The 12,468-nt window shown below is 66.4% G+C and carries 12 protein-coding genes; 7 read left to right on the top strand and 5 right to left on the bottom strand.

Going from position 1 to position 12,468, the window contains the following annotated elements; genetic code table 11:
• Positions 1–25: 25 nt before the first annotated feature.
• From NHH73_12725 to NHH73_12710, 4 genes are all read left to right on the top strand, one after another.
• Positions 26–1,603: an FAD-dependent oxidoreductase gene (locus tag NHH73_12725; GenBank protein ID USX29086.1), complete on the top strand. Its 1,578-nt coding sequence runs from the start codon at positions 26–28 to the stop codon at positions 1,601–1,603.
• A 160-nt stretch (positions 1,604–1,763) separates the two neighbouring features.
• Positions 1,764–3,656, top strand: a complete 1,893-nt coding sequence (locus NHH73_12720) for a DUF885 family protein (protein USX29085.1) — start codon at positions 1,764–1,766, stop codon at positions 3,654–3,656.
• Positions 3,657–3,664: 8 nt separating this feature from the next.
• Positions 3,665–4,924 (top strand): D-amino acid dehydrogenase, encoded by a 1,260-nt coding sequence (locus NHH73_12715; GenBank protein USX29084.1) that lies wholly within the window; start codon positions 3,665–3,667, stop codon positions 4,922–4,924.
• Positions 4,925–4,965: 41 nt separating this feature from the next.
• Positions 4,966–5,928 carry a tetratricopeptide repeat protein gene (locus tag NHH73_12710; protein ID USX29083.1) on the top strand — a complete coding sequence of 321 codons (963 nt, stop codon included), beginning with the start codon at positions 4,966–4,968 and terminating at the stop codon, positions 5,926–5,928.
• A gap of 15 nt (positions 5,929–5,943) precedes the next feature.
• Here NHH73_12710 and NHH73_12705 read toward each other — a convergent pair whose 3' ends face one another.
• Positions 5,944–6,915 carry a LysR family transcriptional regulator gene (locus NHH73_12705; GenBank protein USX29082.1) on the bottom strand — a complete coding sequence of 324 codons (972 nt, stop codon included), beginning with the start codon at positions 6,913–6,915 and terminating at the stop codon, positions 5,944–5,946.
• Positions 6,916–7,111: 196 nt separating this feature from the next.
• Between NHH73_12705 and NHH73_12700 the strand changes: the two genes are divergently transcribed.
• Positions 7,112–7,759, top strand: coding sequence for a response regulator transcription factor (locus NHH73_12700; protein USX29081.1), 648 nt, complete (start codon positions 7,112–7,114; stop codon positions 7,757–7,759).
• Here NHH73_12700 and NHH73_12695 read toward each other — a convergent pair.
• Genes NHH73_12695 through NHH73_12680 form a run of 4 tightly spaced genes read right to left on the bottom strand, consistent with a single transcriptional unit; the run spans position 7,756 to position 11,015 of the window.
• Positions 7,756–8,412, bottom strand: a complete 657-nt coding sequence (locus NHH73_12695) for a DUF1275 domain-containing protein (protein USX29080.1) — start codon at positions 8,410–8,412, stop codon at positions 7,756–7,758. The genes NHH73_12700 and NHH73_12695 overlap by 4 nt on opposite strands.
• Positions 8,399–8,809: a DoxX family protein gene (locus NHH73_12690; GenBank protein ID USX29079.1), complete on the bottom strand. Its 411-nt coding sequence runs from the start codon at positions 8,807–8,809 to the stop codon at positions 8,399–8,401. The genes NHH73_12695 and NHH73_12690 overlap by 14 nt, the downstream gene beginning before the upstream one ends.
• Before the next feature lie 2 nt (positions 8,810–8,811).
• Positions 8,812–10,740, bottom strand: a complete 1,929-nt coding sequence (locus NHH73_12685) for an amidohydrolase (protein USX29078.1) — start codon at positions 10,738–10,740, stop codon at positions 8,812–8,814.
• Positions 10,740–11,015, bottom strand: a complete 276-nt coding sequence (locus tag NHH73_12680; protein USX29077.1) for a XapX domain-containing protein — start codon at positions 11,013–11,015, stop codon at positions 10,740–10,742. The genes NHH73_12685 and NHH73_12680 overlap by 1 nt, the downstream gene beginning before the upstream one ends.
• A gap of 231 nt (positions 11,016–11,246) precedes the next feature.
• Between NHH73_12680 and NHH73_12675 the strand changes: the two genes are divergently transcribed.
• A complete protein-coding gene (locus NHH73_12675; GenBank protein USX29076.1) occupies positions 11,247–11,654 on the top strand; it encodes a hypothetical protein in 408 nt (135 codons plus the stop codon).
• Positions 11,655–11,680: 26 nt separating this feature from the next.
• The gene (locus NHH73_12670; GenBank protein USX29075.1) at positions 11,681–12,382 is read left to right on the top strand and encodes a response regulator transcription factor; all 702 of its coding nucleotides are present in this window, start codon (positions 11,681–11,683) and stop codon (positions 12,380–12,382) included.
• Positions 12,383–12,468: the final 86 nt, after the last annotated feature.

Here is a 12,468-nt window from a genome sequence, read left to right as displayed (position 1 = left end):
TCGCCCACGCAGGTAGACTGGCTTGATGGTTCCCCAAGTTCTCATCGTCGGCGCCGGACCCACCGGCCTGGTACTCGCCCTGCGGCTGGCGCGGCATGGCGTCGCGGTGCGCATCATCGACAAAAACAGCGGCCCTGGCCAGGCTTCCCGGGCGATGGCGGTGCATGCGCGTACGCTCGAATTCTATCGCCAGCTGGGTTTTGCCGACGCCGTCGTCGATCTCGGCATCCGCATCGACGCCTTACATTTGCGCGAGGACGGCCACGATATCGCCCAGTTGCCACTCAAGGATGTCGGCGCCGGCATCAGCCCCTACCCCTTCGTGCTGGCATTCCCGCAGGACGATCATGAACGATTTTTGGTCGAGCAGTTGCGCGCGCTGGGCGTGGAGGTCGACTGGAACACGGAACTGGAATCGTTCACGCAGGACGAATGGGGCGTGCGCGCGGTGCTGCAGCGGGGCGCCGAGCGCATCGCCTGCAACGCCGCCTTCCTGTGCGGCTGCGACGGCGCCCACAGCCGCGTGCGCGAGTCGCTCCAGGTCGGTTTCGCCGGCGGCACCTACGAGCATCTCTATTATGTGGCGGACGTCAAGACCGAAGGCCCGCCCAATGTCGACCTGGTCGGCCACCTTGGCGCCAACACCTTCGCGCTGATGTTGCCGGTGCGCTCGCGCGGCATGCAGCGGCTGATCGGCATCATGCCCGAGCCGGCTCCCGGCCAACCCGAAGCCAGTTTCGAGGACGTGCGGCCCGTGCTGGAACCGTTGCTCGGCATTAAGGTCGAACAGCTCAACTGGTTTTCCACCTACCGCGTGCACCACCGGGTGGCGTCGCAATTCCGCGTCGGCCGCTGCTTCCTGGCCGGCGACGCCGCGCACATCCACAGCCCGGCCGGCGGCCAGGGCATGAACACCGGCATCGGCGACGCCATCAACCTGGCGTGGAAGCTGGCGCAGGTGTTGCAGGCGGGCGCCCACGGCGCGCTGCTCGACACCTACCAGGCCGAACGGCTCACCTTCGCCCGCAAGCTGGTCTCCACCACCGACCGCGCCTTCCAGCTGGTGGTGTCGCAGGGCGCGGGCGGGCAATTGTTGCGCAACTGGCTGGTACCGCATGTGTTCCCGATGCTGACCGGCTTCAGCGCCGCGCGCCGCACCCTGTTCAAGACGGCGTCGCAAGTGCAGATCCACTATCCCGACAGCTTGCTCAGCGGCGGACGCGCGGGCGAGATCATCGGCGGCGACCGCCTGCCGTGGGTGCCGCAGCCCGACGGCGGCGACAATTTCTCCCCGCTGCGCAGCCTGGGCTGGCAATTGCACGTCTACGGACAAACCGATCCGCTGCTCGCCGCCGCCGCCCAGGTGCTGCACCTGTCGCTGCACGCCTGGCCCTGGACCGAGACCGCCGGCGAGGCCGGCCTGCTGGAGGACGCCGCCTACCTGATCCGCCCGGACATGCACGTGGCGCTGGCCCTGCCGCGCCAGGAACTGGACGCGCTGCGCGAGCTGATCGACCGCTTCCAGCTGCGCTTTCCGCAAGATCTGACGGGCACGACACCGGCGGGGCACGGCACCACGCCATTTAATTCTGCCGAGCATTAAATTTGCCTTAACCCGGCTAGGCCGGCACACGATACTCATTGACAATTTTCCGGCTGGCGCGCTATGGTCTTCGTCGCGCCGGCCGCCCTGCGATGAGCATGATCGACAACGCTCGCCTGCCACGCCCGCCCGCATTAACAACAAACAATAAAAGGATGTTATGAGCAACAAGTCCCAGAACTTCACCCGCCGCGACCTGCTGCTGTCCGCCCTTTCCGCCACCGCCGTCGGCGCCCTGCCCTTGCTGCCCGGTTTGGCGCGGGCGCAATCGCAGGCGTCAACACCTGCGTCGCCGGCCCCCGGCGACGCCCGCTTCACCCAACTAATCGATAGTTTCGCCGAGGAAATCCTGCGTCTGTCGCCAACAACCGCCACCTCGCTGGGCCTGGACAAGGGCGAGCGCGCCGGCCTGAAGTCGCAGCTGGAAAACCTCAGCCGTTCCGGCGACGCCGCCTGGGCCGGCCAGGTCAAATCGATGCTCAAGCGCCTGTCCGCCATCGACCGCGCCAAGCTGGGCGCCGACGCCCAGATCCGCTACGACACCATCCGTTACGCCGCCAACGAGGGCCTGGAGGGCTTGCGCTTCTCCTTCGGTGGCGCCGCCGCCGGTTTCAATGGCGGCACCTCGCCCTTCCCGGTCACGCAGCAGGACGGCGCGGTCACGCGCATCCCGGAATTCCTGCACTCGCAGCACCAGATCGCCGACGCCGCCGACGCCGAGGCCTATCTGGAGCGCGTCACCGGCATGGCGCGCATGCTGGACCAGGAAAGCACCCGCATCGCCGACCAGGCCGGGCGCGGCATCCTGCCGCCGAACTTCATCGCCCGCACCGCGCTGGCCCAGTTGCAGGACTACCGCAAGACCGCGATCGCGCAGCAAAAGCTGGTCACCTCGCTGACCGAGCGCACCCAAAAGCTGGGCATCGCCGGCGACTGGAACGCGCGCGTCATGGCGCTGGTGGAAAGCCAGGTCTATCCGGCGCTGGAGCGCCAGATCGCCACCTTCACCCGCGCCACCGCCAAGGCCACCGACGTCGCCGGCGTGCACCGCCTGCCGGACGGCGCGGCGTACTACGAGTGGGCGCTGCACCTGGGCACCTCCACCAACCTCAATCCACGCGAGGTCCACGCGGTCGGCCTGGAACAAAACAAGATGCTGCAGTCCCGCATCGACGCCATCCTCAAGGCGCAGGGCATCACGCAAGGCACCGTGGGCGCGCGCCTGCTGTCGCTGTCGAAGGACCCGAAGCGCTTCTACGCCGACAACGACAAGGGCCGCGAGGAGCTGATCGCCTACTGCAACGACCGCGTCGAAGCCGTGCGCGCGCTGATGCCGAAGATCTCGAACATGAACCTGAAGGCGCCGCTGGAAGTGCGGCGGGTGCCGATCGATATCGAGTCGGGCGCGCCGCTCGGCTACATGAACTTCGCCTCGCTGGACGGCTCGCGCCCGGCGATCTATTACATCAACCTGAAATCGACCACCTTGTGGCCGAAGTCCGAAATCGCCACCCTGACCGCGCACGAAGGCTTGCCGGGCCACGCCTGGCAAGGCGCCTACCTCGCTGAGCACCAGAGCGAGCTGCCGCTGATCTCCTCGCTGATGGGCTTCAACGCCTTCGTCGAGGGCTGGGCGCTGTACGCCGAACAGCTGGTCGACGAATTCGGCCTGTACGTCAACGATCCGTTCAGCCAGATCGGCTACCTGCAGGCGCAGCAGTTCCGCGCCTGCCGCCTGGTGGTCGACACCGGCATGCACGCGATGAAGTGGACGCGCGAACAGGCGATCCGCTTCTTGGTCGAGAGCACCGGCCGTGGCGAACAGGCCATGACCAGCGAAATCGACCGCTACACGGTGTCGCCAGGCCAGGCCTGCGGCTACAAGGTGGGCCACAACGAGATCTTGCGCCAGCGCGAACGCGCCAAGGCCGCACTGGGACCGAAGTTCGACCTGCCCGGCTTCAACGACGCGCTGGTGCAAAGCTGCGGCGTGCCGCTGACGGTGCTGCCGACGGTCATCGACCGCTACATCGCGGGCTTGAAAAAGGCCTGATCCACGCCATGAAGACCATCGCAGTCATCGGCGGCGGCATCACCGGGGTGACCACCGCCTACGCGCTGGCCAAACGCGGCCTGCGCGTGACGCTGCTCGAGCGCCACCGCTATCCGGCGATGGAGACTTCGTTCGCCAACGGCGGCCAGCTCTCGGCCTCAAACGCGGAGGTGTGGAACCACAGCGCCACCGTCGCCAAGGGGTTGAAGTGGATGCTGCGCAAGGACGCGCCGCTGCTGCTCAACCCCAAGCCCAGCTGGCACAAGCTGTCCTGGCTGGCGGAGTTCATCTCCGCCATGCCGGACTACCGCGAAAACACCATCGCCATCGCCAAACTGGCGGTGGCGGCGCGCGCGCATTTGTTCAGCTGGGCCGAGGAGGAGCGCATCGACTTCGACCTCAAACGCGCCGGCATCCTGCACATCTACCGCGACCGCGCCGACTTCGAACACGGCGAGGACGTTTCGCTGCTGCTGGCGCAGGGCGGCGTGCATCGGCGCACCGTCACGCCCGAGGAGATGCGCGCGATCGAACCCACGCTCGCGGGCGACTACTACGCCGGCCACTACACCGAGAGCGACAGCTCCGGCGACATCCACAAATTCACCACCGGCCTGGCGCAGGCGGCGCAGCGGCTCGGCGTGCGCATGCGCTTCGGCCAGCAGGTGGTGGGCCTGAGCGCGGACGCGCGCGGCGCCTGCGTCAGCGTGCTGCAGGACGGCGTGCCGGACATCGGCGTCTACGACGGCGTGGTGATCTGCGCCGGCACCGCCAGCCGCGAACTGGCGGCCATGCTGGGCGACCGGGTCAACGTCTACCCGGTCAAGGGCTATTCGATCACCGTCCACCTGGACGACGACGCCAGCCGCGCCGCCGCCCCCACGGTGAGCCTGGAGGACGACGCCGCCAAGCTGGTCACCAGCCGGCTGGGCGAGCACCGCTTCCGCGTCGCCGGCACGGCCGAATTCAATGGCTTCAACCGCGACATCCGCGCCGACCGCATCGTCCCGCTGGTCGACTGGGTGCGGCAGCGCTTCCCCGGCGTCTCCACGCGCAACATCACGCCATGGGCGGGGTTGCGGCCGATGATGCCCAACCTGATGCCGCGCGTCGGCCAGGGCAGGCTGCCTGGCGTTTTCTACAATACCGGGCATGGCCACCTGGGCTGGACCTTGTCGGCCGCCACCGCCGACATCGTCGCCGCCACCGTCGAAGCCAATCTGCGCTCTGTGGCGCAGCGCACCGCCGTCCCCTTGAAAATGGCCTAAACTGCCATCATTATCAGAGTAGTTCCAACTGGAGATCGACCATGAAGACAAAATCCTTAGCAAGCATCGCTTTGCTGGCCGGCGCGATGGCGTTGGCGGCGCCGGTCTTTGCGGCTGCTCCCACCGTACACGATGTCTACGTCGCCGCCGAAGCGGGAAAATTCACCGAAGCGCAGGCGCTGATGGACCAGGTGCTCAAGGAGCACCCCAACAGCGCCAAAGCCCACTTCGTCGAAGCCGAACTGCTGGCCAAACAAGGCAAGTTCGCGGCCGCGCAAAAGTCGCTGGAGACGGCCGAACGCCTCTCGCCCGGCCTGCCCAAGGTCGACGCCACCGCCGTCAGCAAGCTGCGCGCCGTGATCGCCACCGGCGAAGCCAAGCCGAAGGAAAATTACACGCAGCACAAACCAGCCGCCGAGAAGACCGGCTATAACAGCGGCGGCTACGCCAACGGCGCCAGCGCCGGTTCGGGCTCCAGCGGCGGCGGCATCCCATGGGGCACGGTGCTGCTGATGGGCGGCCTGCTGGTCGGCTTCATTTTTATCGCCTCGCGCTTCATGTCGCGCCGCGCGCAGCAAGGCGGCGCGGGCGGCATGGGCGGCGGCGGATTTAACCAGGGTGGCCAGGGCTTCAATCCGGGCGGCACGCCTCCGGGTTATCCTCCCGGCGGCGGTTATCCGCAGCAGGGATACGGTCCGGGCTACGGCCAGCAACCACAGGGTAACGGCATGGGTTCGCGCATTATGGGCGGCCTGGCGACCGGCGCGGCGTTGGGCGCGGGCCTGGTGGCCGGCGAGGCGATCGCCCGCCAGTTCACGGGCGGCCATGAGAATGGCGGCAACGCCGCCAACGACCAGGGACGCAGCGACATCGTCTATGACGATCCGGCGCAGAGCAACATCGTGCAGAACGACGACATGGGCGGCAACGACTTCGGCGTCAGCGGCGGCTGGGACGATTCCGGCGGCGCCGATGCCGGTGGCGGCAGCGACGAGTGGAATTAAGCAGTTAATCGGTAGTTAAGCCGGGGCGCGGCGCTCGCCCGCCCTGGCGGCCTCCATGGCCAAGTCCCAATACGGCGGATCGCCGAAATATTCCCGCAAATGATCGATCAACAGGTGCGACTTGGCCTGGTTGGAGCGGCCCGGCATGTGCACGGCGTGGATCGCCGATTCGGCCGGATCGTGCTTGGCTGACGGGCCTCCCCGTTGCAGCGGCGCCATCGGAAACACGGGCACCAGCTTACCGGCCACGATCGCGTCGCTCACCATCCAGTTGGCCAGGTGAACCAGTCCCGCCCCCGCTATAGCCGCTTGCATGAGCGTATCCGTGTCGTCGCAGCGCAGCGCGCTTCTCACGTCCAGCGGCTGGTGTTGATTGACGCCGTCGAAACGCCACCACGCGCGCGGCGACTTGCCCACCATCGACAGGCACTGGTGGTTCAGCAAATCCTCGGGCGACGCCGGCCAGCCATGACGCGCGAGATACGCCGGGCTGGCGCTGACCACGCGGTTGTTCGGCGCCAGCCGCGTCGCCACCAGATCCCCATCGGGCAGCACGCCGGCGCGCACCGCCACATCGACCCGGCGCGAGGCCAGGTCGACGACACTGTCGCTGACGTGTAAATCGACCTCCAGCCTTGGATAGCGGCGCAAAAACGTCGCGAGGGCGGGCGCCACATGCAGCCGGGCGAAACCGGCCGGGGCGGTGACCGTCAACAGGCCGCGCGGCTCGCTTTCAGTCTCCTGCACCGCCGCCTGCCCTTCGGCCAACTCGGCCAGGATATTCCGGGCGCGGGGTAAAAATCGCTCGCCGGCGTCGGTCAGCACCACGTGGCGCGAGCTGCGCACCAGCAGCCGGGCGCCCAACTGCGCCTCCAGCGCGTCGAGCTTGCGCGAGACGGACGACACGGCCATCTCCAGCTGCACCGCCGCACGCGACAGGCTGCGGTGCTCGACCACTGCGATCAGGCAATGCAAGGCATCGATCATTCAATTCTCCCCCGGTGACGGCCGTTTGCGGAAAGTGCAAAAGACATTTGTCGGAAGAGCTATTGTGCCATTTTTTGCTAAAGTGCATACTTTGTGTTGCATTGCACACCACAATGGCACACCCCGGGCGCGAGCGCCCAAAGTCGTATAAATTCCTGGGTTAAATCCTGCTAATTGGAAGATTGCCTCCTACAACATGGAACTCAGCAACGCACCCCGCCCCATCACTGTGCTGGTCGTCGACGACCATCCGCTGCTGCGCGCCGGCCTTGGCGAGGCCATCTCCAGCCAGGACGACATGCGCCTGGTCGGCGAGGCCAACAACGGCCGCGAGGCCATCGAGCGCTATGAGGCGCTGCGCCCGGACGTCACCATCATGGACATCGCCATGCCGGAAATGTGTGGCGTGACGGCGCTACAGCACATCCGCCGCGAACACAGCGGCGCGCGCATCATCATGCTGACCACTTATAAGGGCGACGCCCAGATCCTGCGCGCCGTGCAAGGCGGCGCCAGCGGCTTCCTGCTGAAAAGTACCCTGCGGCGCGAATTGCTCGACACCGTGCGCGGCGTCCACATGGGCCAGCGCCGCATCCCGCCGGAAATCGCCATGGAACTGGCCCAGCACATGGGCCAAGGCCCGCTGAGCCCGCGCGAAATGGAAGTGCTCAATCACGCCGCCGGCGGCAATTCGAACCGCCGCATCGCCGAGCACCTGTCGATTTCCGAGGAGACCGTCAAGGCGCACATGAAAAACGTGCTGGCCAAACTGGCCGCGAACGACCGTACCCATGCGGTGACGATCGCCCTCAAGCGCGGCATTATCAGTATTACGACGATTTAGTCGACGGCGGCCACGGCCAGCCACAACAGCAGCGCGCACGGCAACAGCAAGCCGTTGAAACCGACCGCGATAAACGCCAGCGCGCCGCCCATGCAACCGAGCGCGAACGCCAGCACCGGCCAGACCAGCTTCTTGCACCGGCCCATCGCGTCAGGATCGCCACGCGCCGAATCCACCAGATCGATCACCAGTTGCGTGACGTTGCCGGTCATGACGGTGGTGGCCGCCGATTTACCCAGCAGCAGCTTGCCGTAGGCGTTCTGCACCGCCATCGCGCCGGCGCACAGCATGCCGGTCGCCATGCTCAGCGGCGCGTCGGCCGAGACGATGGGCGCGGCCAGCGAGGCGCAGGCCACCGTCGCCACCATCAGCAGCAACTGCGTCAGGAAGCTGTTGCGCAGCTGCTTGCCGCCGGTGCGTTGCCAGCGCAGGATCAGCAGCCGGGCGATCGCCACGAACAGCATGAACACCGGGAACACCAGCAGCTTGAGGAAGATCTCCGGCGCCGACTGCACCACCGAACGGCCGATCAGCACGAAGTTGCCCGTCACGTGCGCCGTGAACAATCCGAACAGGCCGATAAAGCCCAGCGTGTCGACGTAGCCGGCTAAAAAGCCGAGCGTGACGCCTTGTTTGATATCACCGCGTTCCATCCTTACCTTTCTGAATATCGTACCAGGCCACCAGCACGAACGCGCCGGTCAAGCCCAAATGTTCGAAGAAGCCGTTTTCTGCCATAAAGCGCGCCGGCCCGGTCACCTCCCAAAAGCGGTTGGCCATAAAGGTGGCCATCAGGGTGAACACCGCCAGGTAGCCGGCGCCCAGCCAGCGGTAGAAGCCGGCCAGTATCATCAGCGAGGCGCCGATCTCGCCGCCGATCACCACGGCGGCCATCGGCGCGGCCGGCGACACGCCGAAGTGCTGCATCTCGGCGACCGCGCCGCCAAAGTCGGTCAGCTTGTCGATGCCGCCCTGCAGATACGCGGAGCACAGCAGCAACAGGCCACACCAGCGCACCCACGGCGCGCGCAAAAATGCTGGGAAGGCCATCGTCACACCGCCCAGCAGGCGCAACCCAGCGCGCCCCAGAAGCTTTTCAGGTCGGCGATCGGCAGCTTGCTGGTCCACGCCGTGGCATGCTGGTGGCCGTGCACATTGCACTGCTTGGCGCAGCCGCAGGCGGCCTGCTGCTCGCGCAACTGCGCCTGCTGGCGCTTGCGCTGTTCCAGCTCCTTGAGGGCGGCGCGGTTGTTACCAATCTGTTCACCCCAGCCGGCGTAACCGCCGAAGCGGCGCACCGGCGACCAGTCGGGCATGGCCGGCGGCGGCGCCTCGTCGTAGCTGGCGAATTCCCCTGCCGCGTAGACGATCTTGCCGCCGACGATGGTCAGGCGCGAGCTCATATCGGAGATCTCGCTTTCCGCGCAGGCGTAGAAATCCTTGTCCGGCACGATCAGGTCGGCCAGCTGGCCCACTTCGATGCGGCCCTTCTTGCCCACTTCATTCGAGAACCAGGTGGTGTTCTCGGTCCACATGCGCAGCGCCGTTTCGCGGTCCAGGCAATTGGCGCGCGGGTACAGCTGCATGCCGCCCACGGTTTTACCGGTGATCATCCAGGCCAGCGACACCCACGGGTTGTACGAGGCGACGCGGGTGGCGTCGGTGCCGGCGGAGACCTTCACGCCCGCTTCCAGGATCTTCTTGACGGGCGGCGTGGCTTCGGCCGCGCCGTGGCCGTAGCGCTCGACGAAGTATTCGCCCTGGTAAGCCATGCGGTGCTGCACGGCGACGCCGCCGCCCAGCGCGGCGATGCGGTCGATCGACTGGTCGGAGATGGTTTCGGCATGGTCGAAGAACCAGTTCAGACCCGCCAGCGGGATGTCCTGGTTGACCTTCTCGAACACGTCCAGCGCGCGGCTGATGGTTTCATCGTAGGTGGCGTGCATGCGCCACGGCCAGCGGTTCTGCGCCAGCACCCGCACCACGCCTTCCAGGTCGTCTTCCATATTGTCCGGCATGTCGGGACGCGGCTGGCGGAAGTCCTCGAAGTCGGCCGCCGAGAAGGTCAGCATCTCGCCGGCGCCGTTGTGGCGGAAGTAGTCGTCGCCCTGCTGGTAGGTCACGCTTTGCGTCCAGTTGAGGAAGTCCTCTTTTTCCTGCGTCGGCTTTTGCGTGAACAGGTTGTAGGCCAGGCGTATCGTCAGCTGCTTGGCGTCCGACAGCTGCTGGATCACCTGGTAATCCTCGGGATAATTCTGGAAACCGCCGCCGGCGTCGATGGCGCCGGTCACGCCGAGGCGATTGAGTTCGCGCATGAAGTGGCGGGTCGAGTTGACCTGGTATTCCAGCGGCAGCTTCGGCCCCTTGGCCAGGGTCTGGTACAGGATGGCGGCGTTGGGCTTGGCCAGCAGCAGGCCGGTCGGATTGCCGGCGGCGTCGCGCAGTATCTCGCCGCCGTGCGGGGCCGGCGTGTTCTTGTCGTAGCCGACGGCGCGCAGGGCGGCGCCATTCAGCAAGGCGCGGTCGTACAGGTGCAGGATGAACACCGGCGTGTCCGGCGCCACCGCGTTCAATTCGGCGATGGTCGGCAGGCGCTTCTCGGCAAATTGGTGTTCGGTGAAGCCGCCCACCACGCGCACCCACTGCGGCGCCGGCGTGATCGCCACCTGCGTCTTGAGCATTTCCATCGCGTCGGCCAGGCTGCGTACGCCGTCCCAGCGCAGCTCCAGGTTGAAATTCAGGCCGCCACGGATGATGTGGCAGTGGTTGTCGATCAGGCCAGGCAGCACCCGCTTGCCCTGCAGGTCGATGACCTTCGTGGCCGGACCGGCGAGCGCCATGATCTCGTTGGCGCGGCCGACATGGGTGAAGCGGCCGTCCTTGATGGCCACCGCCTCCGCGTGCGGGTTGGAGCGGTCAAGGGTGGTGAACAGGCCGCGGTGCAAAATCAGGTCGGGACTGCTGTGGGTGATGGGGGTCATTATGCTTTCCTTTTCGTTTGATCTTCAGGCTGCGCGCCTGGCAGCTGGCCGAAGCAATGCGGCTTGACGTGGTCTTCGATCCACGACACCTGCTTGGCCTGCGCTTGCTGCGGTTGCCATAGCTGCCGCAGCAACGGCGGTACCTGTTCGCCGAGCAGGATGCCCAGCAGGCCGACCAGCGCGATGACCGGCGGCGCCGGCGAGCGTACGTTCAAGAATCCGTAGATGATGCCGACCAGCAGGCCGGTGGCAATCGAGACGATGTAAATCTTCATGGCTGACTCCTTAAAGCTAAAACTGTACTCCCTGAACCGCATGCCGCGCCCCTGCCTTTGTGCCAGGGACGCGCGGGGCGGCGGTGATGTTGCCCGAACAATGTCACAGACGGTGGGGTTTGAACATACCCCGATCTAGGTATGTCCTCCACCCCGGATCGGGGCGTGGCAAAAGCCTCGAAAAAGCTTAAGCTGGCTGCCAGAAATGCAAACCAGCGGGGGCCGACAGACATGCGTGGATTCAGTACCAGTTTTCCGCGCGGCGGCGCCGGCGTCGGCCTGCTGCTATTGCGGCTGGCCGTGGCGCTGCAACTGCTGTCCGAAACGCTGTTCACCGAAGTGGCGCCGTGGTGGCAGACATTGCTGCCGAACGGCCTGGCGGCCTTGTTTTCGGTATTGCTGGCGGTGCTGCTGGTGCTCGGCATGCTGACACCGGTGGCGGGCGCCGTCGCCTCGCTTTGCCAGTTGTTCTGCCTTGGCCACGCCGGCTGGTCGCAAGCCTCGCCGTGCATCGTCGGCGCTTTTACGGCCGCCGCGCTGGTGCTGCTGGGGCCAGGCGCCTACGCGGCGGACGCGCGGCTGTTCGGCCGGCGGCGGCTGGTGCTGCCGGCCAGCCCGGCGGACCACAACCGATTTTAGTCAGACGTTCATTTGGGAGTAACGACATGCGACTCGATAGCAAAACCTGGCCGCAGATGGCCGTGGGAGGTAGCAATGGGACCGCCGCCATCCTCCATCAGGGCGAAAAAATCAATGTGCTGGTGGCGCACGCGGACGCCATCGTCAACGCCGGCCTGGCCGCGCTGCTCGGCGCCGGCGCCGATGTCTCGGTCAGGAGCGCCACCGTCCCGGACGACGCGCTGCACTGCGGTGCCGACGTCGTCGTCCTCGACCACAAAGGTGCGCTGGAACTCATGCGCCGCCGCGCCGACGCCCAGCACGGCCAGCTCGAACAACTGCCCAAGGTATTGATCGTCACGCAGCTGGACCGCGAGTGGGAGGTGCGCACGGCGATGATGGCCGGCGTGCACGGCTACCTGCTGCAAAACAGCCCGGCCGACCAGCTGCTGTCGGCGGTGCGCTCGCTGAGCCGCGGCATGCGCTACCTGAGCGCGGACCTGAGCCGCTGCGTGGCCGACAGCTTTACCCGCATCGGCCTGACCAGCCGCGAAACCGACGTGCTGCAGCTGCTGGCGCAAGGCCAATGCAACAAGTCCATCGCGCGCGAACTGGGAATCGGCGTCGGCACCGTCAAGACGCACGTCAAAGGCCTTTTCGACAAGCTTGGCGCAACGGCACGCACCCACGCGGTGGTGCTGGCCACGCGCCGGGGGCTGGTCGGCGACAGCGTCCATAGTCAGCACTAGGCCATCGCCCTCCACGATGGGCGGGTAAAGCGAATAGGCGTTGTCTGTTTGCGCATAAGCCCTGTAAAATCGCGGCTATGCACGCA

The organism is Oxalobacteraceae bacterium OTU3CINTB1, assembly GCA_024123955.1.
In the GTDB taxonomy this organism is placed as follows: Bacteria; Pseudomonadota; Gammaproteobacteria; order Burkholderiales; family Burkholderiaceae_D; genus Rugamonas.
Note: the sequence above shows the minus strand (reverse complement) of the source record. Positions and strands in the feature narration are given on the sequence as shown.